The following is an 18,188-nucleotide window of genomic DNA, read 5'->3' as shown; positions in this document are numbered from 1 at the left end:
CACGCCAACGCCGAGGAAGGCCTGGGCGCATTCCTGGAGAAGCGGAAGGCAAACTTCCAGTAAGCCACAGCTTCCCTTCGTAACAAAATGCCGCCGTTCCCTTGGAAGGGAGCGGCGGTATTTTCTCTTTTTCCTTGCAAGTCCAAAGGGTTTACGAGGAGAGCAAAACCTATCATGGCGGGAAATGGATGATGTCCCAGCCGGTAGATACTTCTTTGTTTGATGATTTTATCCGGCTTTTGGGGATCAAAAGGAGGCCGAATAGGAAGTAAGGGGTTAAGTGCTTGGCAGGGGGGATGCGCTGGAAGGGTGCTCTGTTTTGCGTTTAGACAAAAGGGAGACCGTCTCCACATGCCCCGCCCTAGGGAACAGGTCCACCGCCTCCGCTCGCCGCAGCACGTACCCCCGCGCCGCCAACAGCTTCACGTCCCGGGCCAGCGTCCCCGGGTCGCAGGACACGTACACCACCCGCTCCGGCGACATGTCCACAATGGCGTCGATCACCTGTTCTGAAATCCCCTTCCGGGGTGGGTCCACACAGATTACCTCCGGCCGCAGCCCCCGCTGGGCCAGCAGGGCAGCCGCTTGGCCTGCATCGGCGCAGAGGAACTCCGCGTTGGATATCCCATTGCGCGCCGCGTTCCCCTTGGCGTCCTCCACCGCCTCCGGCACCACCTCCGCCCCGATGGCCCCCTTGGCCTGCCGGGCCATGGCCAGGGTGATGGTACCGATGCCACAGTAGAGGTCCAACACCGTCTCCTCCCCGGTGAGCCCCGCCAGCTCCAAGGCCCGGCCGTAGAGGAGCTCTGCCTGGTCCCGGTTCACCTGGTAGAAGGAGGGCACCGACAGCCGGAAGGACAGCCCACAGAGGGTATCCTCCAAAAAGTCCTGTCCCCAGAGCAACCGCTGCTCCTTGCCCAGGATGACGTTGGTGCGCTCTAGGTTGCTGGACAGCACCACCCCCACCAGCCCCGGCTCCGCAGCCCGGAGGGCCGCCACCAGGGCAGCTTCCTGGGGGAGCTTTTTCCCCTTGGCCACCACGGCGCACAGGGACTGCCCCGCCCGGTTCACCCGGACATAGAAGTGCCGCACCAACCCCCTGTGGCTGGCCTCGTCATAGGCCGGGACCTGATGGGCCTCCATCCACCCCTTGAACGCCTCCCGCAGGCGGGTGGCAGGGAGGGGTTGCAGGAGGCAGTCCGGGGCGTCCACCACATCGTGGCTCCGGGCCCGGTAAAAGCCCACCTGGGGCCCCTGGGCCACAGGGAACTGGATTTTATTGCGGTAACGCTCTGGCTGGGCCGCACCGTGGATGATATCCACCGTCCCCTCCCAGCCGCCAATGCGCCGCAAGGCATCCTCCACCCGCTGGCGTTTATAGCGCAGCTCCTCCTGGTAGTCCATGTGCCGCAGGGCGCAGCCGCCGCATTTGGGGTACTGGGGGCAGTCGGGGGCCTGCCGGTGGGGGGAGGGCTCCAACACCTCCGCCACCCGGCCCCAGGCGGCGTGCTTCCCCACCTTCAAGAGCTGCACCCTGCACAGCTCCCCAGCCAGCGCCCCCTTGACGAACACTGCCTGTCCCTCCAAGTGGGCCACCCCTTCGCCACTGCTGCCATAGCCCTCTATCCGCAGGGAATATACCTCATTTTTCTTTGCCATGTCCCAGGCCCTCTTTCTCTCAACTGTTCTCTCGGTAAACTGCCGCCAACGCCTGGAACACAGGCAGGAAGCTTTCGCAAATCCTTTGGGCGATCTCCCTTGCCGTCTCCTCCTTATAAATATGGGAGGTCTGGTTGCGTGCGTCCAGGATGGCCACCCAGGCCAATTCCTCCTGGACCAACCCGGCGGAAAACGCCTCCTTCAGCACAGCCTTGGGCGTCCCCCGCGGCTCAGCCCCCTGGTCCTCCAAGTATTCCTTCAAAGACTTCCAGGCCAGCTCCGTGGTAAATTCAAAGCGCTGGATCAGCCCGTCCTGATACAGGCTATTGTCCCGCTGGGCCTGGTACATCCCCACCGCCTCCTGAAGGCGTTCCAGTGCCCACAGATAGTTCGTCATCTTGTTCATAGAGCGTCACCCCGTCCCGTTGGATATTGTCAAGCAGGGCCGGGTCCAATCCCGGCGTTACGTGTACAAGGTCGAATTTCAACAAAGTGGGAAGCTCCTCCGCCTCCCACCAAAACAGGCTCCGCTGCTCCGCCGGCATTCCATAAATGGCCAAGTCTATGTCGCTGGTGGGCCTGTGGTCTCCACGGGCCCGGGAGCCAAAGAGCACCAGCTTGTGCGCCCCGTGCTTCTCCGCCAGGGCGGAGAGCTGCGTATATAACCTCTGGTCCATGGTTCATCCCCTTATAAGATCTACCTTAGTATAGCACACCCCGGTGGAAAAATCCACCGGGGTGTGTTCTCTCGTATTGCTTCCCTCACCGCTCCATAAAGCGGGAGAGGAATTCCTTGGTTTCGTCCCGCTGGGGGTTGACGAAAATCTCCTGGGGGCCGCCCTCCTCCCAGATTACGCCCTCCCGCATGAACACCACGTGGTTGGACACGTCCCGGGCAAAGGCCATCTCGTGGGTCACCACCAGCATGGTGAGGCCCTCCCCCGCCAGGCTGCGCATGACGGTGAGCACCTCCCCCACCATCTCCGGGTCCAGGGCGGAGGTGGGTTCGTCGAAGAGGAGCACCTCCGGGTCCATGGCCAGGGCACGGGCGATGGCCACCCGCTGCTTCTGGCCCCCGGAGAGCTGCCGGGGCTTGGCGTTGATGTAAGGGGTCATGCCCACCTTGTGGAGGAATTGCAAGGCGGTCTCCTTGGCATCCTTCTCCTGCCGCTTGAGCACCTTGGTCTGTCCCACCATGCAGTTTTGCAGCACGGTCATGTTGCTGAACAGGTTGAAGTTCTGGAACACCATGCCCACCTTGGAGCGGTAGGCGGTGGGGTTCACCCCCCGGGCAGCCACGTTCTCCCCGTGGAAGAAGATCTCCCCCTTGCTGGGGGTCTCCAAGAGGTTGATGCACCGCAGGAGGGTGGACTTGCCAGAACCGGAGGCCCCGATGATGGAGGTCACGTCCCCCTTCTTCACGGTGAAGTCGATATCCCGCAGCACCTCATGGGAGCCAAAGGACTTGGAGAGGTGGTTTACTTGCAGCACAGCGTCCATATTACCGTTCCTCCTCCTTCTTCAAGCTCCGTTCCAGGGCCTTTTCCGGGGTGTGGGGATGGGAATAGGTCCCGGCGGCCAGGGTGAGCTGGTCGGCTTGGACCAGCTCATAGTTGTCGTCCCCGTCCAGCTTCTTCTCCAACCACCGCAGCAGGATGGAGGAGATCAGGGTCATGGTGAGATAGCCGATCATCTCAATGGTGGCGGAGGGGAAGTACATCAGGTTGATGCCCACCACGCTCCGGTGGGTGGCAAAGAACTCCACGAAGCCGATGATGAACATCACGGAGGTGTCCTTCAGGTTGATGATGAAGTTGTTGCCGATCTGGGGGATGATGTTGCGCAGGGCCTGGGGCAGCACCACGTTCACCATGGTCTGCACGTGGGTCATGCCGATGGCCTTGGCCCCCTCGGTCTGGCCGGGGTCGATGGAGATGATGCCCCCCCGGACGGATTCGGCCATATACGCGCCGGTGTTGATGGACACCACCAGCAGTGCCGCCATCCACATCCCCGTGTTGCCCTGGAAGGGCTGGACGCCGCTGAAGTAGGGGATGCCGTAAAAGATAAACACGGCCTGGAGGATCATGGGGGTCCCCCGGAACACCTCCACATAGATGCGCACCACCACACGGATGAGCTTGAGGAAGAAGCGCTTGACGATGTTGTCGCTTTTACTGTAGGGGATGGTATTCAAAATGCCGCACAGCAGCCCGATGAGGCAGCCGATGAGGGTGGCGGCCACGGCCAGGAGCAAGGTCCGCCGGATGCCCACCATATACTGGCCTGACCAGCCGCCGTAAGCCCCCCAGAGCTTCACGATATCCTCGAAAAGCTGGGTTAACTTCTCCATAAGGTGATGCGCCCCTTTCTATACATATCTCTCGTTTCTTTTCTCTGTAACCAGCGCTATCCGGCCCTGGTCCCAGAGCCGGATAGCCGCTGTGTTCTATCTGTTTTTAGATCTCGGGCTGGATTTCGATGGCGCTCTTCATCAGCGCTTCAAAGTCCTCTGCGGTCATGGTGCCCAGCAGCTTATCCATGGCGTCCTTCAGGCCGGTGTTGCCCTTGAGGACGGAGATGCCGATGTTGATGTCGCCCTCGTCGGCGTCGAAGTTGTCCTCGCTGCCGGTGAAGTCCAGCATCACCAGGTCGGGGTAGGCGGCCACGGCGCCCATGGCGGTGGGCACGTCGGTGCAGATGAAGTCCACGGTGCCGCTCTCCACGGACATAATCATAGCGGGTGCGCTCTCAGCCTGGGTCTGGATCTGGATGTCGGCCTTCTCCGCGGCCTGGGGCAGGAAGGTGTCGTACCAGACAGTGCCGGTCTGGGCGGTGCAGGTGCCCTTGAGCTCGGAGATGCCCTTGATGCTGGCCAGCTCGCTGTCTGCCTTGGTGACGCAGACGATGGAGGCGTAGAAGTAGGGGCCAGCCATGTCCACCTGCTGCATACGCTCCTCGGTCATGGACTGGCCGGCGATGACGGCGTCGATGGTCCCGGCCTGGAGGGCGGGGATGAGGCTGTCCCAGTCGGTGGCGTAGACTTCCAGCTCCCAGCCGTTGGCCTCGCAGATCTTCTTGGCGATCATCACGTCATAGCCGTTGGCGTAGGAGCCAGCGTTGTTGACGATGGGCACCGCGTCGTTGGAGTCGTCGCTCTGCATCCAGTTGTAGGGGGCATAAGCGCACTCCATTCCCACGGTGAGCACGCCGTCCTCCAAGCCCTGAATCTCGGTGGTGGTGGAGCTGTTGGTGTTGTCTTTGGTCTCGTCCTCGGCGGGCTCGCTGGGGGTGCCGCAGGCGGCCAGGCCCAGGGCCATCACCAGGGCCAGGGATAAGGCAAGCAGCTTTTTCATTGGTGAATTCCTCTTTTCATGTTTAATCTGCGCAGTTTGCGCGTTTGACCTCCATATTATATGTTTCACAGGAGGGCTTGTCAAGAGGCGGGAAAAGAAATTGACATATCTGTAAATTCCAGCCCGTCAACCCCGGGGGCTGCCGGTGAAAATACCCTTGTATATCCGTGTATATCCTGTATAAAAGGGGTGGGGCGGGTGTCCCGGGGTTACGCCATGTTCTCCACACCGCTGTTGACAAACCCACTTCCTTCCCTTTATAATAAAATTGCCCCGCAGCCAGCGGGGACAGAAGGTGCGCTGCCATAACGGTAGGCGGGGAAGCCAACTCCTCCGAAAGGGGGTGAGGCATGATGCGGATTACATTACATATCGGGCCGTATACGGTTACGATCATCGTGAAACGCAGAAACCGCCACCCTGGCCGGTGACGGTTTCTATGGTTAATAACGTAGAAACATAAACTAGGCTGAACCGTTTACCGGCAGTGCCCTTCTGCGTCTTATTATATACCGCTGAACGATGATTGTCAAGCCAGCCATTCCCCATAAAACCGCCACACATTCCCCCAGCACAGGGCGTCGATCTCCCGGGGGGTGAAGCCCCCCTGTTCCAGGGCGGTGGTGAGGCGCTCCATGGTGCCGGCGTCCCCCAGCTCCACGGGGGTGTCGATGCCGTCGAAGTCGGAGCCCAGGGCCACAACGTCCAGGCCGCCCACGTCGATGACGTGGCGCAGGTGGCGGAGGATATCCCCGGTGCGGGCAAGGGGGCCGCCGTCCAGGAAGCCTGCGTAGAAGTTCACCCCCACCAGGCCCCCCCGGTCCCCCAGGGCCCGGAGCATTTCGTCGGTGAGGTTCCGGCGGTGGGGGTACAGGGCCCGGCAGTTGGAATGGCTGGCCACGAAGGGGCGTTTTGTCTGGCGGCAGACGTCCCAAAAGCCCTGGTCCCCCAGGTGGGACACGTCGGGGATGATCCCCAAGGCCTCCATCTCCTCTAAAAAAGCGAATCCGGTCTCTGTTAGCCCGCCCTGCTGTCCGTTGGGGTGGGCCAATTCATTTTCATAGTTCCAGCTGAGGGTGAGCATCCGCACCCCCAGGCGGTACAGGGTGCGCAAGTGGGACAGCTTCCCCTGGCAGACGCCCCCCTCCTCCACGGTGAGGACGGCGGCCAGCTTCCCCGTCTCCTGGGCCCGGGTCAGGTCCCTTGCGGAGAGCACGGGGTGGAGCCAGTCCCGGTTCTCCTGGACCTCCTGCCAATAGCGCCGGGCCAGGGCTTGGAGCTCTGACCAGGGGCTGGTGGCCAGGGTTTGGGGGGCGTGGAGGTCCACGAAGAGGGCGAAATTTTGGAGGGTATAGCCGCTGCGGCGGAGTTTCGTCAGGTTGACTTGCAGGGGTTCCCCCTGGCGCAGGGTGGTGGGTTGCCCCTCCCGCTGCTGGTGCAGGAGGCGGGAGATGGTGTCGCAGTGGAGATCGGCGAAGGGCATGGGGATACCTCCTGGTTTAGACAATGGTTTGGTTGGGCTGCCGCCCAAACCTGCCCAGGGCTCCCGCCCTGGACCTGGCCAGAGGCTCTGCCTCTGGACTCCGCCACCTTGGTGGTGTCACGCTGCGCCTGTTCGCGACGCGGTTCTAAGCCCCTCCAACTCCGGCGAACCCATCCGGGCCGCTTTGCGGCCCTCCTTGGGCTTCGCCTGCGCTCCGGGGCTTAGCCCGCTGCTCACGACGGCTCCGCGCTTCGGCTGAAAAAGGTGGACGAAAACTTTAGTCTTTGCCTCCCAGGGGGAAGTGGCAAGCCACTTGGCATCCCTCCACCTCCCGCAGTTCCGGCACCCTCTGGGCACACAGGGGCTGGGCGTAGTGGCAGCGGGTACGGAAGGGGCAGCCCGAGGGCGGTGACAGGGGGCTGGGGACCTCCCCGGCCGGTAGGGGGCCTTCCCGGCGCTGGCGGGGGTCTGGCCGGGGGATGGACTCCAACAGGAGCTGGGTGTAGGGGTGCCGGGGGCGGGTGAAGATGGCCTCCCGGGGGCCCAGCTCACACAGCCGCCCCAGGAACATCACGCACACCCGGTCGGCGCTGTGGCGCACCACCCCCAGGTCGTGGGAGATGAACAGGTAGGTCAGGCCATGGGCTGACTGCAATTCCGAGAGCAGGTTGAGCATTTGGGCCTGGACGGACACGTCCAGGGCGGACACCGGCTCGTCGCACACCAGCAGCCTTGGCCGCAGGGCCAGGGCCCGGGCTAAGCCCACCCGCTGCCGTTGGCCTCCGGAGAGCTCATGAGGATAGCGTCCCAGCAGGGCCGGGGACAAGCCCACCTCCTCCAACAGCGCCCGCCCCCGCTGGGGGCGCTCCTCCCGGGGGCAGAGCTTGTGGATACGCAGGGGTTCCCCCAAAAGCTGCGCCACGGTACGCCGGGGGTTCAGGGCGGCGGCGGCATCCTGGAACACCGGCTGCATCTGCCGCCGCAGGGCCCGGAGGGCCTTGGGGGGGAGGGTGGACAAATCCGTGCCGTCAAAGTACACTTGGCCCTGGGTGGGGGGGAGCAGGCCCAGGAACAGCCGTCCCAGGGTGGTTTTTCCACAGCCGGACTCCCCCACCAGGGCCAAGGTCTCCCCCTCATAAATGCACAGGTTGACCTGGGACACCGCTTGCAGGGGGCCCTTCCGGGTGGGGTGGGTTTTGGATAGGTTGCAGGCTTCCGCCAGGATGGTCATGGGCGGGCTCCTTTCTGGGGGGATGGGGCATCCCCAGCTAAGGTGGGTGGGAAACGGGCCGCTGCTCCCTCCCTACTCCTCGGGGTGGAGGCAGCGGGCCCGGTGGCCTGCCGCCACGGTCTCCAACGCCGGGTGCCTCTCCCGGCAGTCCGCCGTCTCCTTGGGGCAGCGGCCGCAGAAGCGGCAGCCCGGGGGCAGGGCCCCCAGCTCCGGCACCGCCCCGGGGATGGGGGTCAGGGCCCCGCCCTCCAAGGAGGGGATGGCCCGCAGCAGCCCCTGGGTGTAGGGGTGCCGGGGCTGGCGGAAGAGGGCGAAGGTCTCCGCCTCCTCCACGATCTCCCCGGCGTACATCACATACACATAGTCACACAGCTGGGCCACCACCCCCATGTTGTGGGTAATCAGCAAAATCGCCGTGCCCTGGTCCCGGCGCAGCTGGGCCATGAGCTGCAAAATCTGGGCCTGGATGGTCACGTCCAGGGCGGTGGTGGGCTCGTCGGCCAGGAGCAGCTCCGGCTGGCAGGCCATGGCCATGGCAATCATCACCCGCTGCCGCAGCCCCCCGGAGAGCTCCCGGGGATAGGCCCCGCAGCGCCCTGCCGGGTCCGGGATGCCCACCTGCTGGAAGCAGTCCAGGGCCCGGGCCTTGGCTGCCCGGCGGCCCAGGCCCAGATGCAGCCGCAGGCCCTCCGCCACCTGCTCCCCCACCGGGACCACCGGGTTCAGGGAGGTCATGGGGTCCTGGAAAATCATGGAGATGCGGTTACCCCGGAGGCGGCGGAGCGCTTGTTCTGGGCAGCGGCGCAAATCCTGTCCCCAGAAGTCGATGGTGCCTCCCACCACCGCCCCCGGCGGGGGCACCAGCCCCAAAACCGACAGGGCTGTGACGCTCTTCCCGCAGCCGGACTCCCCCACCAGCCCCACAATGGTCCCCTTGGGGATGCGCAGGTCCACCCCGTCCACGGCGGGGAGGGGGCCTTTGGGGGTCTGGAACTGGGTGCGCAGGCCGGTGATGGTCAGGGTATCCATGGGGGTCCTCCTCTGTATTGTTCAAAGCAAATGGCTGTCGTACCGTAGTATAAAGAACGGGCCGCCGAAAACGGCGGCCCGTGTTGCGGTGCATGGAAGCTAACACCCATCCGTTCCTGATAGGCTATGTCAGGGGTTGCTGTAAAAGAACCCCATCTGGTCATACTGGTACTCCAAGGCCTCCCCCATCCGCTCGGCCAGGTACAGGAAGCGGGCGAAGGTTTTCCGGGGGTCCAGGCTCAGGCGGTAGGCGTTGAAGCTGGCCAGGGGGATGTGGTAGCCGTCCTCCTTGGGCGCCTGGCCGTTGAGGAAGGCCTCCGCCGGGAGGAAGTAGAAGTTCTTCAGGAACAGGGCCCCGTCCTCCCCCTGGGCGTAGCCCAGGATGGCGGCGTAGTCAAAGTCCACAGTCTGGAAGCGGTTGGCGTCGCTCTCGTCCCAGAGGTTTTTCATCTGGGGCAGGTAGAAGGGGCGCACCACCACCTGCTGCCGGTCCAAATTGGCCAGCTTTTGGTCCAGGGGGTCCGGGCTCTGGACAAAGGGGGTGCCGTCAGGCCGGGTGAGGGTTACGGCAATCCGGGGCTGGCCGTCCACCGCCGGGGCCAGGGCCGCGGAGAGGGCGTAGGTGGAGGGGAAGTCCTGGTAGCGGTTCAACACCGCCACCGCCGCTTCCGCCAGGGCGGCGCGGTGGGGATTGGGGGGCAGGGCCATCGCTGTGGCCTCCTTCCGTTGTTGATTATTTGCCATAGAGCAGGGCCTCTTGCAGGGCGGTGTAGCTCTCCAAGGCCAGGGCCCCGCTGCTGTCGGGATGGTAGGTGACGCTGCCGTCGGGGGGGACAAATACCCGGCCCTGGGTTTTGAGCATGTAGGGCCGCACGTTTTCCAGCAGCCAGGAGAAGTAATCGTTCAGGGGCACCCCTGCCCGGCGCAGGACCTCCAGCCACAGGAAGGTGCAGCTCTGGTCCTCGTCGGCCTTGGGCTCCGCCTCATAGTTGCTCCAAATCACGTACTCTGTGGTGAGGCGCTCCCGCATGCTGTCCTCGTTCCAGTTGGTGGTGGGCTCCGGGGGGGTGTAGCCCAGGCGGCAGTAGATGTACTCCTCGTCGGTGAGCTTCAGGGAGGGGAGGTGGTCCCCCACAAACACCAGCAGCACCGGACGGTCCACCTGGGAGAAGTACTCCACCAGCCGCCCCAGGGCTGCGTCGGCGTGGTTGAGGCTGTGGACCAAAGAGTCCACAATCTTCAAGTCCTCCTGGTTCAGCTGGCTGCACCGGGCGGGGAAGCCGGAGCTGTCCTCATACTTCCCGTCGTAGTAGGGCTGGTGGTTCTCCATGGACAGGCCGTAAATCATACAGGGCTTCTGGGTGTTCCGCTTCTCGTAGTGGTGGATAATCTCGTTGACCAGGCTGTCGTCAGAGATGTAGATCCCGGCCATCTCCGGCTCGGTGGTGAAGTCCCGGTCAAAGATCACCTTGTCAAAGCCGATGGCGGGGAAGTTGTCCCGGCGCTCAAAGAGCTCGTCGTTGTAGGAGTGGATGGCGGTGGTGGAATAGCCTGCCTTTTTCAGGGCCCGGATGGTGGTGGGGAGGGTCTCATATAGGTCATCCTCTAGGGTACACAGGGTGTCCCCCTCCTTGAGCAGGCCGCTGGAAAGGCAGGTGAACATCTCCATCTCCACGTTCCCGGTGCCGCCGCCGAAGGTGTTGGAATAAAAGCGGCCGTTGGTGCCCTCCTCCGCCAGGCGGTGGAACACCGGCAGGGGGTCCTGGGTGAATTTCAGCTCTTTGAGCCGGGTGATGTCAAAGAAGCTCTCGGAGGTGATGAAAATGATGTCCGGCACCTCTTCCAGGGCGCAGGGGGTGGGTTGGGCGGCGTCCTCCACCACCCGCTGGGCCAGGGCTTGGAGCTGCTCATTGGCCTCCCCCCGGCCGGCGGCCTGGCGGTGGACCCAGGCGGCGTACAGCCCCAGCACCACGCCGCTCTCGTCGTTGCGCTCCATCTGGTCCACGCAGTCCCGCTCCAAATAGCTGGCGGCGGCTTGCAGGGGGCCGGGGAAAAAGGCGGAGACCAGCACCGCCAAGCTCACCAGGGCCATAATCAGGCCCTTTTTCCAGGAGAGGTGCCAGGTCTCCTTCCGCCGCAAGGTCTCGGTGAGGATGGCGGCCACCACGATGCCGGAAATGGTCAGCAGGGTGGGGATGAGCTGTTCTGTGGCAAAGCCGGTGATCTCCCCCAGCTTGCCTACCATGGAGAAGTCGCTCAGCTGCAGGGGTGCCCCGGTGATGTCGTATTTGATGCGGCTGGACACCGCCACCCCCATGAACAGCCCGACCTCTGGGATAAAGGCCCAGAACAGGCGGCGGATGAGGCCGTACAAGGCCAGGCTGGCGCAGGAAAACAGCAGCCAGAACAGCCCCACGGCCCCCAGGTGCCCCAGCATCCAGGGCAGGGGCTTCCAGAGGCTTTGGAGCCAGACCACTTGGCTGGCGTAGAGGGTAATCAGCGGGGCCACCAGGAGGCTGGTGAGGGTGAAGGCCACCGGATGGGTGGGCTTGGCGCTGAGCCGGGCCCAGAGGGCCTGCCAGCCGCGCCGGAGTTTGCCCGGCGCCTGTTCCCCTTGTAGGGCCTCCTCCGGCTGCTGTTCCGGGGCGGCGGGGGCCTCTGGGACAGGGAGCACGGTATGGACTTCCGGGGCGGTCTCTGTGGGGGCGTGTAGGGACATATCGCTTCCTCCCATCTGCCGCAGTGCCGGCGGCAGGGTTTTCAATCTAAAGTCGATGCTTCCCTATTATAATCGAAAGTTGTCATTTGCGCAAGAACGCCTGAGGGAACTTGATTTGGTAGGTTTACCAATCTTGACGGGGTGTTTTCGGTTATCCACACAAAGGGGACAAAAAGGAGGGGTGGGGGAGGGGGCATGCTTCCAGATACAACCCTCACCGCCCCAGCCGCAGCTTTAAGGCGGTGGAGAGGCTGTCCACCATGGTTTTCACCACCCGCATTTTGCTGGCCCCGCCCTTGTCGTCATAGTGTAGGGTAAAGGGCACCTCGGCGAAGCGGCAGCCGCAGCGGTGGAGCTTATACAACAGCTCCATCATACAGGAAAAGGTCTGGCGGGTGATGAGCTTGTCCCCGTAGCGTGCCGCCGCCTTTTCCAGGGCGGCGCGGGTGTAGAGGCGGTAGCCGCAGGTGTAGTCCCGGACCCCGGGGACCCGGAGGACCAGGGTGTAATAGAGCCGGGCGCAGTCGCTGAGGAGCAGGCGGATGGGGGGGACCCCGTGGGTCTGCGCCCCCTTCTGGTAGCGGGAGGCAATGACGCAGTCCGCCCCCTTTTCCAGGGCGGTGAGCATGGGGTGGACATAGGCGGGCTTATGGGTGTTGTCCCCGTCCATGACGCACATCAGGTCCCCGTCCTTGGAACGTTGGAGGAAATCCTTTACGGCGGTGTCCAGCACACCCCCCAGGTTCCGGTTCACCTGGTGGGCAATCACCCGCACCGCGGCGTGCTCCGCCGCCAGGCGGGTGATGAGGGGGAGGGTGTTGTCGGTACTCTTGTCGTCCACAGGCACCAGCTCCAAGAGATAGCCCCGGGCTTCCAGGGCGGGGGCCTCCTCCAACCAAAGGGCCGTGAGGGCCTCGATGTTCTCCGCTTCATTATAGCAGGGCAGGTATGCAATCAATTTATTCATGGGCGTCCTTCCTCTCCTTTCTCCTGAGCTGGGCATAGAGGACTTTCCGGGCAAAGTACATGGCGAAGAAGGGCACCACCACGGACACCCCCTTGCTCACCAAAAAGGCAAACCACTCCGGGCAGGATACGATGAGGGAGTGGTGGGTGACGGTGATGAGCACATCCGCCAGCACCAGCCCCCCTAAGAAGGTGCTGAAGTAGATGAGGAAGGAGGGCATGCTATAGTTGGCCTCAAACACCCGCTTGGAGGCCAGCACATACCCCAGCAGGAACCCCGCCACCACGCCGATGGTATTGGCCAGGGTGATGTTCAGCCCCGCCTTGTTGTACAGGGCCCAGACGATGGCCACGTCCAGGATGGTGGAAAGGACAGAATAGAACAGGTATTCAAAGAGCCTGTGGAATTTATGGATCAGTTTCTTGAGCACGTCCATCCGCTCACCTCATTTCGTAAATGGTACACAGCCCGTTTTCCGCCGCCACGGGGCAGTGCTGGTCCAGGTAAGCCTGGTAGCGCCCGTCGTCCTGGGGGATACCGGCGCCGATGACCACAAAGTAGTCCGCCCCCTGGTCCCGGCGGCTTTGGAGGTCGGCGGCGGGGTCTGGGGCGCCCCCCTCCGGCAGGAGGACCCGGAAGCCGTGGCGGTCGGCGGCGTTGATGTACACCGGGTCCGCCCAGGCCACCGCCAGCACGTCCCCCTTCTGGGTAGTGGCTTGGATCAGCGCCCCCACCGCCTGGATGTCCTGGTTCACCTGGGTGAGCTGGTGCCAGCGGGGGAGGCCGGTGTAGGCGGTCAGCGCCACCACCAGGGCGGCACAGGCCAGGCCCAGGGCCCTCCTTTGGGCAAAGAGGCTTTGGAACAGCAGGGCGCACAGGGCCGCCAGGGGTGGGGCCATGAAGATCAGGTAATAGCCAAACTGGATCACCACCACAATGGTGGCCCATTCCAGGGCAAAGGCCAGGGCCCAGACGCTGAGGAAGTGTGCCCGTTTGTAGAGGGCCAGGGCAAAGCCCACCGCCCCAGCCAGCAGCACCCCCCAGCCGAAAAAGAGGGGCAGCTCCCGCCAGAAGAAGGCTAGGCCCTCCCGGGTGAACAGGCCCAGGATTTTTGTGGAAAAGATGTGCTTGGTGGCGATGCCGTCCACGAAGCTGATGGTGGCCACCTGGGAGGCGTAGGTATAGTAGAGCAAGGGCAGGCCCAGGGACAGCAGGCCGTAGCCATAAAACCCCTTGGCTTTGAGGCAGCCCTTCCCCAGCTTCCACCAGAACACCGCCAGCACCAGGAGCCCCACAAACAGCACCGGGGTCTTTTCCATAATACCCAGGGCGGTGAAGAGGGCGGAGCAGTACAGCGACGGCCCGTGGCCGTCCTGGAACCAGCGCAGGAGGAAGTACACGCCCCCGCAGTAGAAGAACAGGGCGCAGGACTCTGGCATGATGGCCCGGCTATACAGCAGGCAGATGGGCAGCAGCAGGTACACCAGCAGGCCCCCCAGGGCAGGGAGGAAGCTTACAAAGCGCCGGAGGATGCCGTAAAGGAAGGCCGCCGACCCCAGGAAGCACGCCAAGCCCAGCACCCGGGGCACCAGGGGGGTGGGGCCGGTGAGCTGGAAGAGCAGGGCGGAGAGGTAGGGGACCAGCTGCAGCTCCAACTGGACTACGATGTCGGCGGTGCCGTCGTAGTTGAATTGGGGGCGCAGGGGGTGCATGCTGTACTGGGCATAGTTTACGGCCACGCTATAGGTGTCCCCCTGGCGCCAGGTGTCGTAGCCCTCCCAGGGGGCGTTTTGCAGGGTGGGGGCTTGCAGGAGGACGTAGAGCAACAAAAGAAGGGCGACAGCGCCCCGCTCTATCGCCTTTCTTCTTGGAATGGATGCTATCTGATTTTTTTTCATGGAGACGCCTCGTATTTCTTTTACTTATAAAATTCCAGTTTTAGTGTACTGGAAAGCGCCCCGGGTGTCAAGAGAATTTGAGGATTTTGCGGGAAAGGGGGAGGATGGTTAGAAAAAAACATCGTGCCGGCATCAGCACGATGTTTTGCGCTTTCCTATTTTGCGTCCTCCAATGGCACCAGCAGCTTTCAGCGGGTGCCGATTTGGGAGACTTCGTCAGTTGCTTCCATCTTCTTGGGGTCTCTCCCGGTCGCCTGCCAATTCTGGGAACACCAGCGACAGGTCAATGGTACAGCCTTCTAGGACGTTGACCCTTACGCTATCCCCCGCCTCGCCATAGTCCATGGCACTATAACGCCCATCCTCCAAAAGAAATACTTGTACAGACCTTGCATCTGGGTCTACCAACCAATATTCCCGGACGCCAGCACGCTGGTAGAGCTTAAACTTAGTATAGCGGTCGTGGCGCTGGGAGGAAGGGGAGAGGACTTCCATCACCAGATCCGGTGCACCTTTGCAGCCCAGGTCGTCCAGTTTATTTTGGTCGCAGACGACAGTGATATCCGGCTCCACCAGGGTGTCCACATCCTCCGCAGAATCTTCGTCCTTCTCGAAGAGCCGGACGCCAAAGGGGGCAGGGTAGACTTCACAGTTTTTCCCTTGGAGAAAATTCCCGATCTGCCGGTTGAGCTCAGAAACAGCCCGTTGGTGTGTTCTCTTTGGCGGGGCCATCATCACCGGATATCCGTCGATCAACTCAATGCGCTCCTGTTCCTCCCAAGTCAATACGTCAGCGAAGGTATAGGTTTGCCTTTCTTGCGCCAATGCCATCATCATCGCTCCTTTCCCACGCTGTATACTTTCCCCTATAGTATACACCTTTTCCTCGCCTTTTTCAAAAGAAACTCAGCCCAGCAAGCGCATCAACAGCTCTGTCACAAACACCACCGCGCAGCAGGAGACCGCCACCCGAAACAAGCTGGCCCCAAACCACGCCGCAACAATGCCCACAATCAGGGCCAGGGCCCCGGAAATGGGGCTTTGGGTGGCCTCCAAGATGGCCGGGAAGGTCATAACCGCCAAGGTCACGTAGGGCACGTAGTACAAGAAGGATTGCAAGAAGCGGTTTTGGATTTGATGGCGCAGCAGCACCAGGGGCAGCACCCGGATGGCATAGCTTACCAGGGCCATGACCAAAATGTAGAGGTAGATGTGATATGTCATTGCGCCTCGTCCTCCTTTTTCTCCTCCTCCTTGTGGGGGAACAGTACAGCGGCCACAGTGGAGATCACCACGGTGAGGAGGATGGTTTTCGTCCCGCTGGAAATGGCGGCCAGGGCGGGCAGGTGGTAGGCAACATAGCTCACCACAAAGCAGATGGTCACCAGCCCGGCAATTACCTTATCCTTCCGGGCGGCGGGTACGATCACCGCCAGGAACATACCGAACAGGGCGACACTCAGGGCGCTGATCACCCGCAGGGGCATCAGGTTCCCGGCGATGCAGCCCAGGGCGGTGCCCACAGCCCAGAAGGGCGCCGCCGACAGCACCGCGCCGTAGGTGTAGTATGGATGCAAATAGCCCTCTCTGGAAATGGCAATGGCAAAAAGTTCGTCGGTGATGTCATAGGCCATCAGGGGACGGTGGTACCAGGGGCAGTCCGGGTGCATCCGCTGGCTCATGGCGCAGCTCATCAGCAGGTAGCGGGCGTTGGCTACCAGGATCATAATCGCCATTTCCAGATAGGTGCTGCCAGCGGCGATGAGGGTAATCCCTGCATATTCCCCGGCGGAGGCGTTGGTGAGCAGGCTCATAAGGAAGCCCTGGAAGGGGGAGACCCCGGCATTTTTAGCCGTGATTCCCAGGGAGAAGGCCACCGCAAAGTAGCCAAGGCCGATGGGGAGTCCGTCCCGGAGCCCTTGGCGGAACACGTCCATCGTTTCTGCTTTTTTTAAGGAATATGGATTTTCACGCATGTTGTAACAACCTTTTTATTAGAAGGATAGCAAAAAGACCTTGAATCGTTTCCGATTCAAGGTCTTTTTGGAGCTGCTATCCAGATTTGAACTGGAGACCTCATCCTTACCAAGGATGCGCTCTACCGACTGAGCTATAGCAGCGAATATGGCGACGCGGAAGGGACTTGAACCCTCGACCTCCGGCGTGACAGGCCGGCGTTCTAACCAACTGAACTACCGCGCCATATTGGCAGGGGCAGAAGGACTTGAACCCTCGGCACGCGGTTTTGGAGACCGCTGCTCTACCAACTGAGCTATACCCCTATGTGGTGGGCCTTCACGGACTCGAACCGTGGACCGACCGGTTATGAGCCGGTTGCTCTAACCAACTGAGCTAAAGGCCCATATCCGGTTTCGTTATATTGGCACTTGGTTTCCCAAGGTTTTGAACAGATGGCGCCTCCTGTAGGGCTCGAACCTACGACACCGCGGTTAACAGCCGCGTGCTCTACCGACTGAGCTAAGGAGGCGTATGGGGGAGAGCCGAGCCTGTTCGGCTCTCCCATTTGTGTTGGCGTTACCTATTTTCCCGGTTCGTCTCCAAACAAGTATTTTCGGCGCGAGTGAGCTTAACTTCCGTGTTCGGGATGGGAACGGGTGGACCCTCACCGCAATCAACACCAACTTACTTTTTCTTGAAAGAAAAAGTAAGCAAAAAGAACTTTGCGCTGGCTCCCTGGCTACGTCTGTGGGACACAACCACTTTGAGAACCTCTTTGGGATATTCTGTGCAATCCTTACGAACGGCACACTGTCATCACAAAGACCTGCGATACGCTCAGTTTTTTATCTCGCTTCTTCTTCAAGAAATCGTGTTTTGAGAGCCTGCACCCTCAAAACCGAACAAAGCAAACCAAAGCAATGGGAACAAGTGCCTGCATAAATTGTCACTCGAACCTGAGCTAATCAGGTCAAGCCCTCGGCATATTAGTACCGGTCAGCTACATACATTACTGCACTTCCACCTCCGGCCTATCAACGACATAGTCTACGTCGTGCCTTACTCCATGAAGGATGAGAGATCTTATCTTAGGGAGAGTTTCACGCTTAGATGCTTTCAGCGTTTATCTCGTCCGCACTTAGCTACCCTGCTATGCCGTTGGCACGACAACAGGTGCACCAGAGGTGCGTCCATCCCGGTCCTCTCGTACTAAGGACAGCTCCCTTCAAATCTCTTACGCCCGCAACAGATAGGGACCGAACTGTCTCACGACGTTCTGAACCCAGCTCGCGTGCCACTTTAATCGGCGAACAGCCGAACCCTTGGGACCGAATTCAGCCCCAGGATGTGACGAGCCGACATCGAGGTGCCAAACCTCCCCGTCGCTGTGGACGCTTGGGGGAGATCAGCCTGTTATCCCCAGGGTAGCTTTTATCCGTTGAGCGATGGCATTTCCACTCACATACCACCGGATCACTAACTCCAACTTTCGTTACTGCTCGAGCCGTCACTCTCGCAGTTAGGCTGGCTTACGCGTTTACACTCATTGCACGATTTCCGTCCGTGCTGAGCCAACCTTTGAGCGCCTCCGTTACCTTTTAGGAGGCGACCGCCCCAGTCAAACTGTCCGCCTAACAGTGTCCCCCGACCGGATTCACGGCCGCAGGTTAGAAACCCAGCAATCCAAGAGTGGTATCCCAAGGATGACTCCATACTGCCTGACGACAGTACTTCCCAGTCTCCCACCTATCCTGTACATGAATTACCGAATTCCAGTATTAAGCTGCAGTAAAGCTCCATGGGGTCTTTCCGTCTAGTTGCGGGTAACTGGCTTCTTCACCAGTACAACAATTTCGCCGGGTGGGCTGTTGAGACAGCGCCCAAATC

18 protein-coding genes, 5 tRNA genes and 2 rRNA genes are annotated in these 18,188 nt (G+C 61.6%); 1 reads left to right on the top strand and 24 read right to left on the bottom strand.

Annotated elements, in window-relative coordinates; all coding sequences use genetic code 11:
* The first annotated feature begins 101 nt into the window (after positions 1–101).
* Positions 102–272 (top strand): DUF3788 family protein, encoded by a 171-nt coding sequence (locus ACTOZL_RS08810; protein ID WP_482477952.1) that lies wholly within the window; start codon positions 102–104, stop codon positions 270–272.
* A gap of 4 nt (positions 273–276) precedes the next feature.
* On the opposite strand, the gene rlmD is transcribed toward ACTOZL_RS08810, so the two are convergent.
* The 24 genes from rlmD to ACTOZL_RS08690 form a co-directional block, all read right to left on the bottom strand.
* On the bottom strand, positions 277–1,659 hold the full coding sequence (rlmD, locus tag ACTOZL_RS08805) for a 23S rRNA (uracil(1939)-C(5))-methyltransferase RlmD (RefSeq protein ID WP_482477950.1): 1,383 nt from the start codon (positions 1,657–1,659) through the stop codon (positions 277–279).
* A 19-nt stretch (positions 1,660–1,678) separates the two neighbouring features.
* On the bottom strand, positions 1,679–2,056 hold the full coding sequence (locus ACTOZL_RS08800; RefSeq protein ID WP_482477949.1) for a nucleotidyltransferase substrate binding protein: 378 nt from the start codon (positions 2,054–2,056) through the stop codon (positions 1,679–1,681).
* Complete coding sequence (locus ACTOZL_RS08795) at positions 1,983–2,336, bottom strand: nucleotidyltransferase family protein (protein ID WP_482477947.1); 354 nt, start codon at positions 2,334–2,336, stop codon at positions 1,983–1,985. The genes ACTOZL_RS08800 and ACTOZL_RS08795 overlap by 74 nt, the downstream gene beginning before the upstream one ends.
* 85 nt (positions 2,337–2,421) lie before the next feature.
* Positions 2,422–3,159 carry an amino acid ABC transporter ATP-binding protein gene (locus ACTOZL_RS08790; protein WP_482477945.1) on the bottom strand — a complete coding sequence of 246 codons (738 nt, stop codon included), beginning with the start codon at positions 3,157–3,159 and terminating at the stop codon, positions 2,422–2,424.
* A 1-nt stretch (position 3,160) separates the two neighbouring features.
* Positions 3,161–4,012, bottom strand: a complete 852-nt coding sequence (locus ACTOZL_RS08785) for an amino acid ABC transporter permease (RefSeq protein ID WP_482477943.1) — start codon at positions 4,010–4,012, stop codon at positions 3,161–3,163.
* A 106-nt stretch (positions 4,013–4,118) separates the two neighbouring features.
* A complete protein-coding gene (locus ACTOZL_RS08780; RefSeq protein WP_482477941.1) occupies positions 4,119–5,015 on the bottom strand; it encodes a transporter substrate-binding domain-containing protein in 897 nt (298 codons plus the stop codon).
* A 529-nt stretch (positions 5,016–5,544) separates the two neighbouring features.
* Positions 5,545–6,498, bottom strand: coding sequence for a dipeptidase (locus ACTOZL_RS08775; RefSeq protein ID WP_482477940.1), 954 nt, complete (start codon positions 6,496–6,498; stop codon positions 5,545–5,547).
* Between the two features lie 277 nt (positions 6,499–6,775).
* Positions 6,776–7,729 (bottom strand): ABC transporter ATP-binding protein, encoded by a 954-nt coding sequence (locus tag ACTOZL_RS08770; protein ID WP_482477938.1) that lies wholly within the window; start codon positions 7,727–7,729, stop codon positions 6,776–6,778.
* Between the two features lie 72 nt (positions 7,730–7,801).
* Positions 7,802–8,758, bottom strand: coding sequence for an ABC transporter ATP-binding protein (locus ACTOZL_RS08765; protein ID WP_482477936.1), 957 nt, complete (start codon positions 8,756–8,758; stop codon positions 7,802–7,804).
* Positions 8,759–8,887: 129 nt separating this feature from the next.
* Positions 8,888–9,502 carry a hypothetical protein gene (locus ACTOZL_RS08760; RefSeq protein WP_482477934.1) on the bottom strand — a complete coding sequence of 205 codons (615 nt, stop codon included), beginning with the start codon at positions 9,500–9,502 and terminating at the stop codon, positions 8,888–8,890.
* Positions 9,492–11,477, bottom strand: a complete 1,986-nt coding sequence (locus tag ACTOZL_RS08755) for an LTA synthase family protein (RefSeq protein WP_482477932.1) — start codon at positions 11,475–11,477, stop codon at positions 9,492–9,494. The genes ACTOZL_RS08760 and ACTOZL_RS08755 overlap by 11 nt, the downstream gene beginning before the upstream one ends.
* A gap of 214 nt (positions 11,478–11,691) precedes the next feature.
* On the bottom strand, positions 11,692–12,444 hold the full coding sequence (locus ACTOZL_RS08750) for a glycosyltransferase (RefSeq protein WP_482477931.1): 753 nt from the start codon (positions 12,442–12,444) through the stop codon (positions 11,692–11,694).
* The gene (locus ACTOZL_RS08745; RefSeq protein ID WP_482477930.1) at positions 12,437–12,880 is read right to left on the bottom strand and encodes a GtrA family protein; all 444 of its coding nucleotides are present in this window, start codon (positions 12,878–12,880) and stop codon (positions 12,437–12,439) included. The genes ACTOZL_RS08750 and ACTOZL_RS08745 overlap by 8 nt, the downstream gene beginning before the upstream one ends.
* 4 nt (positions 12,881–12,884) lie before the next feature.
* Entirely contained in the window at positions 12,885–14,342 is a 1,458-nt protein-coding gene (locus ACTOZL_RS08740; protein WP_482477928.1) for an ArnT family glycosyltransferase, read from the bottom strand.
* A 216-nt stretch (positions 14,343–14,558) separates the two neighbouring features.
* Entirely contained in the window at positions 14,559–15,173 is a 615-nt protein-coding gene (locus ACTOZL_RS08735) for a Uma2 family endonuclease (protein WP_482477927.1), read from the bottom strand.
* A gap of 75 nt (positions 15,174–15,248) precedes the next feature.
* Positions 15,249–15,566 (bottom strand): AzlD domain-containing protein, encoded by a 318-nt coding sequence (locus ACTOZL_RS08730; protein ID WP_482477925.1) that lies wholly within the window; start codon positions 15,564–15,566, stop codon positions 15,249–15,251.
* Positions 15,563–16,318, bottom strand: coding sequence for an AzlC family ABC transporter permease (locus ACTOZL_RS08725; RefSeq protein WP_482477923.1), 756 nt, complete (start codon positions 16,316–16,318; stop codon positions 15,563–15,565). Before ACTOZL_RS08725 ends, ACTOZL_RS08730 begins: the two co-directional genes overlap by 4 nt.
* Before the next feature lie 68 nt (positions 16,319–16,386).
* Positions 16,387–16,462: transfer RNA gene (locus tag ACTOZL_RS08720), tRNA-Thr, on the bottom strand.
* A gap of 5 nt (positions 16,463–16,467) precedes the next feature.
* Positions 16,468–16,544 (bottom strand) — tRNA-Asp (locus ACTOZL_RS08715).
* Positions 16,545–16,548: 4 nt separating this feature from the next.
* A tRNA-Trp gene (locus ACTOZL_RS08710) sits at positions 16,549–16,624 on the bottom strand.
* Between the two features lie 3 nt (positions 16,625–16,627).
* Positions 16,628–16,704 (bottom strand) — tRNA-Ile (locus ACTOZL_RS08705).
* A gap of 50 nt (positions 16,705–16,754) precedes the next feature.
* Positions 16,755–16,830 (bottom strand) — tRNA-Asn (locus tag ACTOZL_RS08700).
* Positions 16,831–16,869: 39 nt separating this feature from the next.
* Positions 16,870–16,985 (bottom strand): 5S ribosomal RNA (gene rrf / locus ACTOZL_RS08695).
* A 282-nt stretch (positions 16,986–17,267) separates the two neighbouring features.
* A 23S ribosomal RNA gene (locus ACTOZL_RS08690) occupies positions 17,268–18,188 on the bottom strand; the annotation flags it as partial.

It is taken from the genome of Evtepia sp., assembly GCF_056797215.1.
The sequence above is the reverse complement of the archived record's forward strand: the minus strand, read 5'-3'. Positions and strand labels throughout refer to the sequence as shown.

Excerpts from the sequence above, each read along its gene's own strand:
- rlmD (WP_482477950.1), bottom strand. The coding sequence starts at position 1,659 with ATGGCAAAGAAAAATGAGGTATATTCCCTGCGGATAGAGGGCTATGGC.
- ACTOZL_RS08800 (WP_482477949.1), bottom strand. The coding sequence starts at position 2,056 with ATGACGAACTATCTGTGGGCACTGGAACGCCTTCAGGAGGCGGTGGGG.
- ACTOZL_RS08795 (WP_482477947.1), bottom strand. The coding sequence starts at position 2,336 with ATGGACCAGAGGTTATATACGCAGCTCTCCGCCCTGGCGGAGAAGCAC.
- ACTOZL_RS08790 (WP_482477945.1), bottom strand. The coding sequence starts at position 3,159 with ATGGACGCTGTGCTGCAAGTAAACCACCTCTCCAAGTCCTTTGGCTCC.
- ACTOZL_RS08785 (WP_482477943.1), bottom strand. The coding sequence starts at position 4,012 with ATGGAGAAGTTAACCCAGCTTTTCGAGGATATCGTGAAGCTCTGGGGG.
- ACTOZL_RS08780 (WP_482477941.1), bottom strand. The coding sequence starts at position 5,015 with ATGAAAAAGCTGCTTGCCTTATCCCTGGCCCTGGTGATGGCCCTGGGC.
- ACTOZL_RS08775 (WP_482477940.1), bottom strand. The coding sequence starts at position 6,498 with ATGCCCTTCGCCGATCTCCACTGCGACACCATCTCCCGCCTCCTGCAC.
- ACTOZL_RS08770 (WP_482477938.1), bottom strand. The coding sequence starts at position 7,729 with ATGACCATCCTGGCGGAAGCCTGCAACCTATCCAAAACCCACCCCACC.
- ACTOZL_RS08765 (WP_482477936.1), bottom strand. The coding sequence starts at position 8,758 with ATGGATACCCTGACCATCACCGGCCTGCGCACCCAGTTCCAGACCCCC.
- ACTOZL_RS08760 (WP_482477934.1), bottom strand. The coding sequence starts at position 9,502 with ATGGCAAATAATCAACAACGGAAGGAGGCCACAGCGATGGCCCTGCCC.
- ACTOZL_RS08755 (WP_482477932.1), bottom strand. The coding sequence starts at position 11,477 with ATGTCCCTACACGCCCCCACAGAGACCGCCCCGGAAGTCCATACCGTG.
- ACTOZL_RS08750 (WP_482477931.1), bottom strand. The coding sequence starts at position 12,444 with ATGAATAAATTGATTGCATACCTGCCCTGCTATAATGAAGCGGAGAAC.
- ACTOZL_RS08745 (WP_482477930.1), bottom strand. The coding sequence starts at position 12,880 with ATGGACGTGCTCAAGAAACTGATCCATAAATTCCACAGGCTCTTTGAA.
- ACTOZL_RS08740 (WP_482477928.1), bottom strand. The coding sequence starts at position 14,342 with ATGAAAAAAAATCAGATAGCATCCATTCCAAGAAGAAAGGCGATAGAG.
- ACTOZL_RS08735 (WP_482477927.1), bottom strand. The coding sequence starts at position 15,173 with ATGGCATTGGCGCAAGAAAGGCAAACCTATACCTTCGCTGACGTATTG.
- ACTOZL_RS08730 (WP_482477925.1), bottom strand. The coding sequence starts at position 15,566 with ATGACATATCACATCTACCTCTACATTTTGGTCATGGCCCTGGTAAGC.
- ACTOZL_RS08725 (WP_482477923.1), bottom strand. The coding sequence starts at position 16,318 with ATGCGTGAAAATCCATATTCCTTAAAAAAAGCAGAAACGATGGACGTG.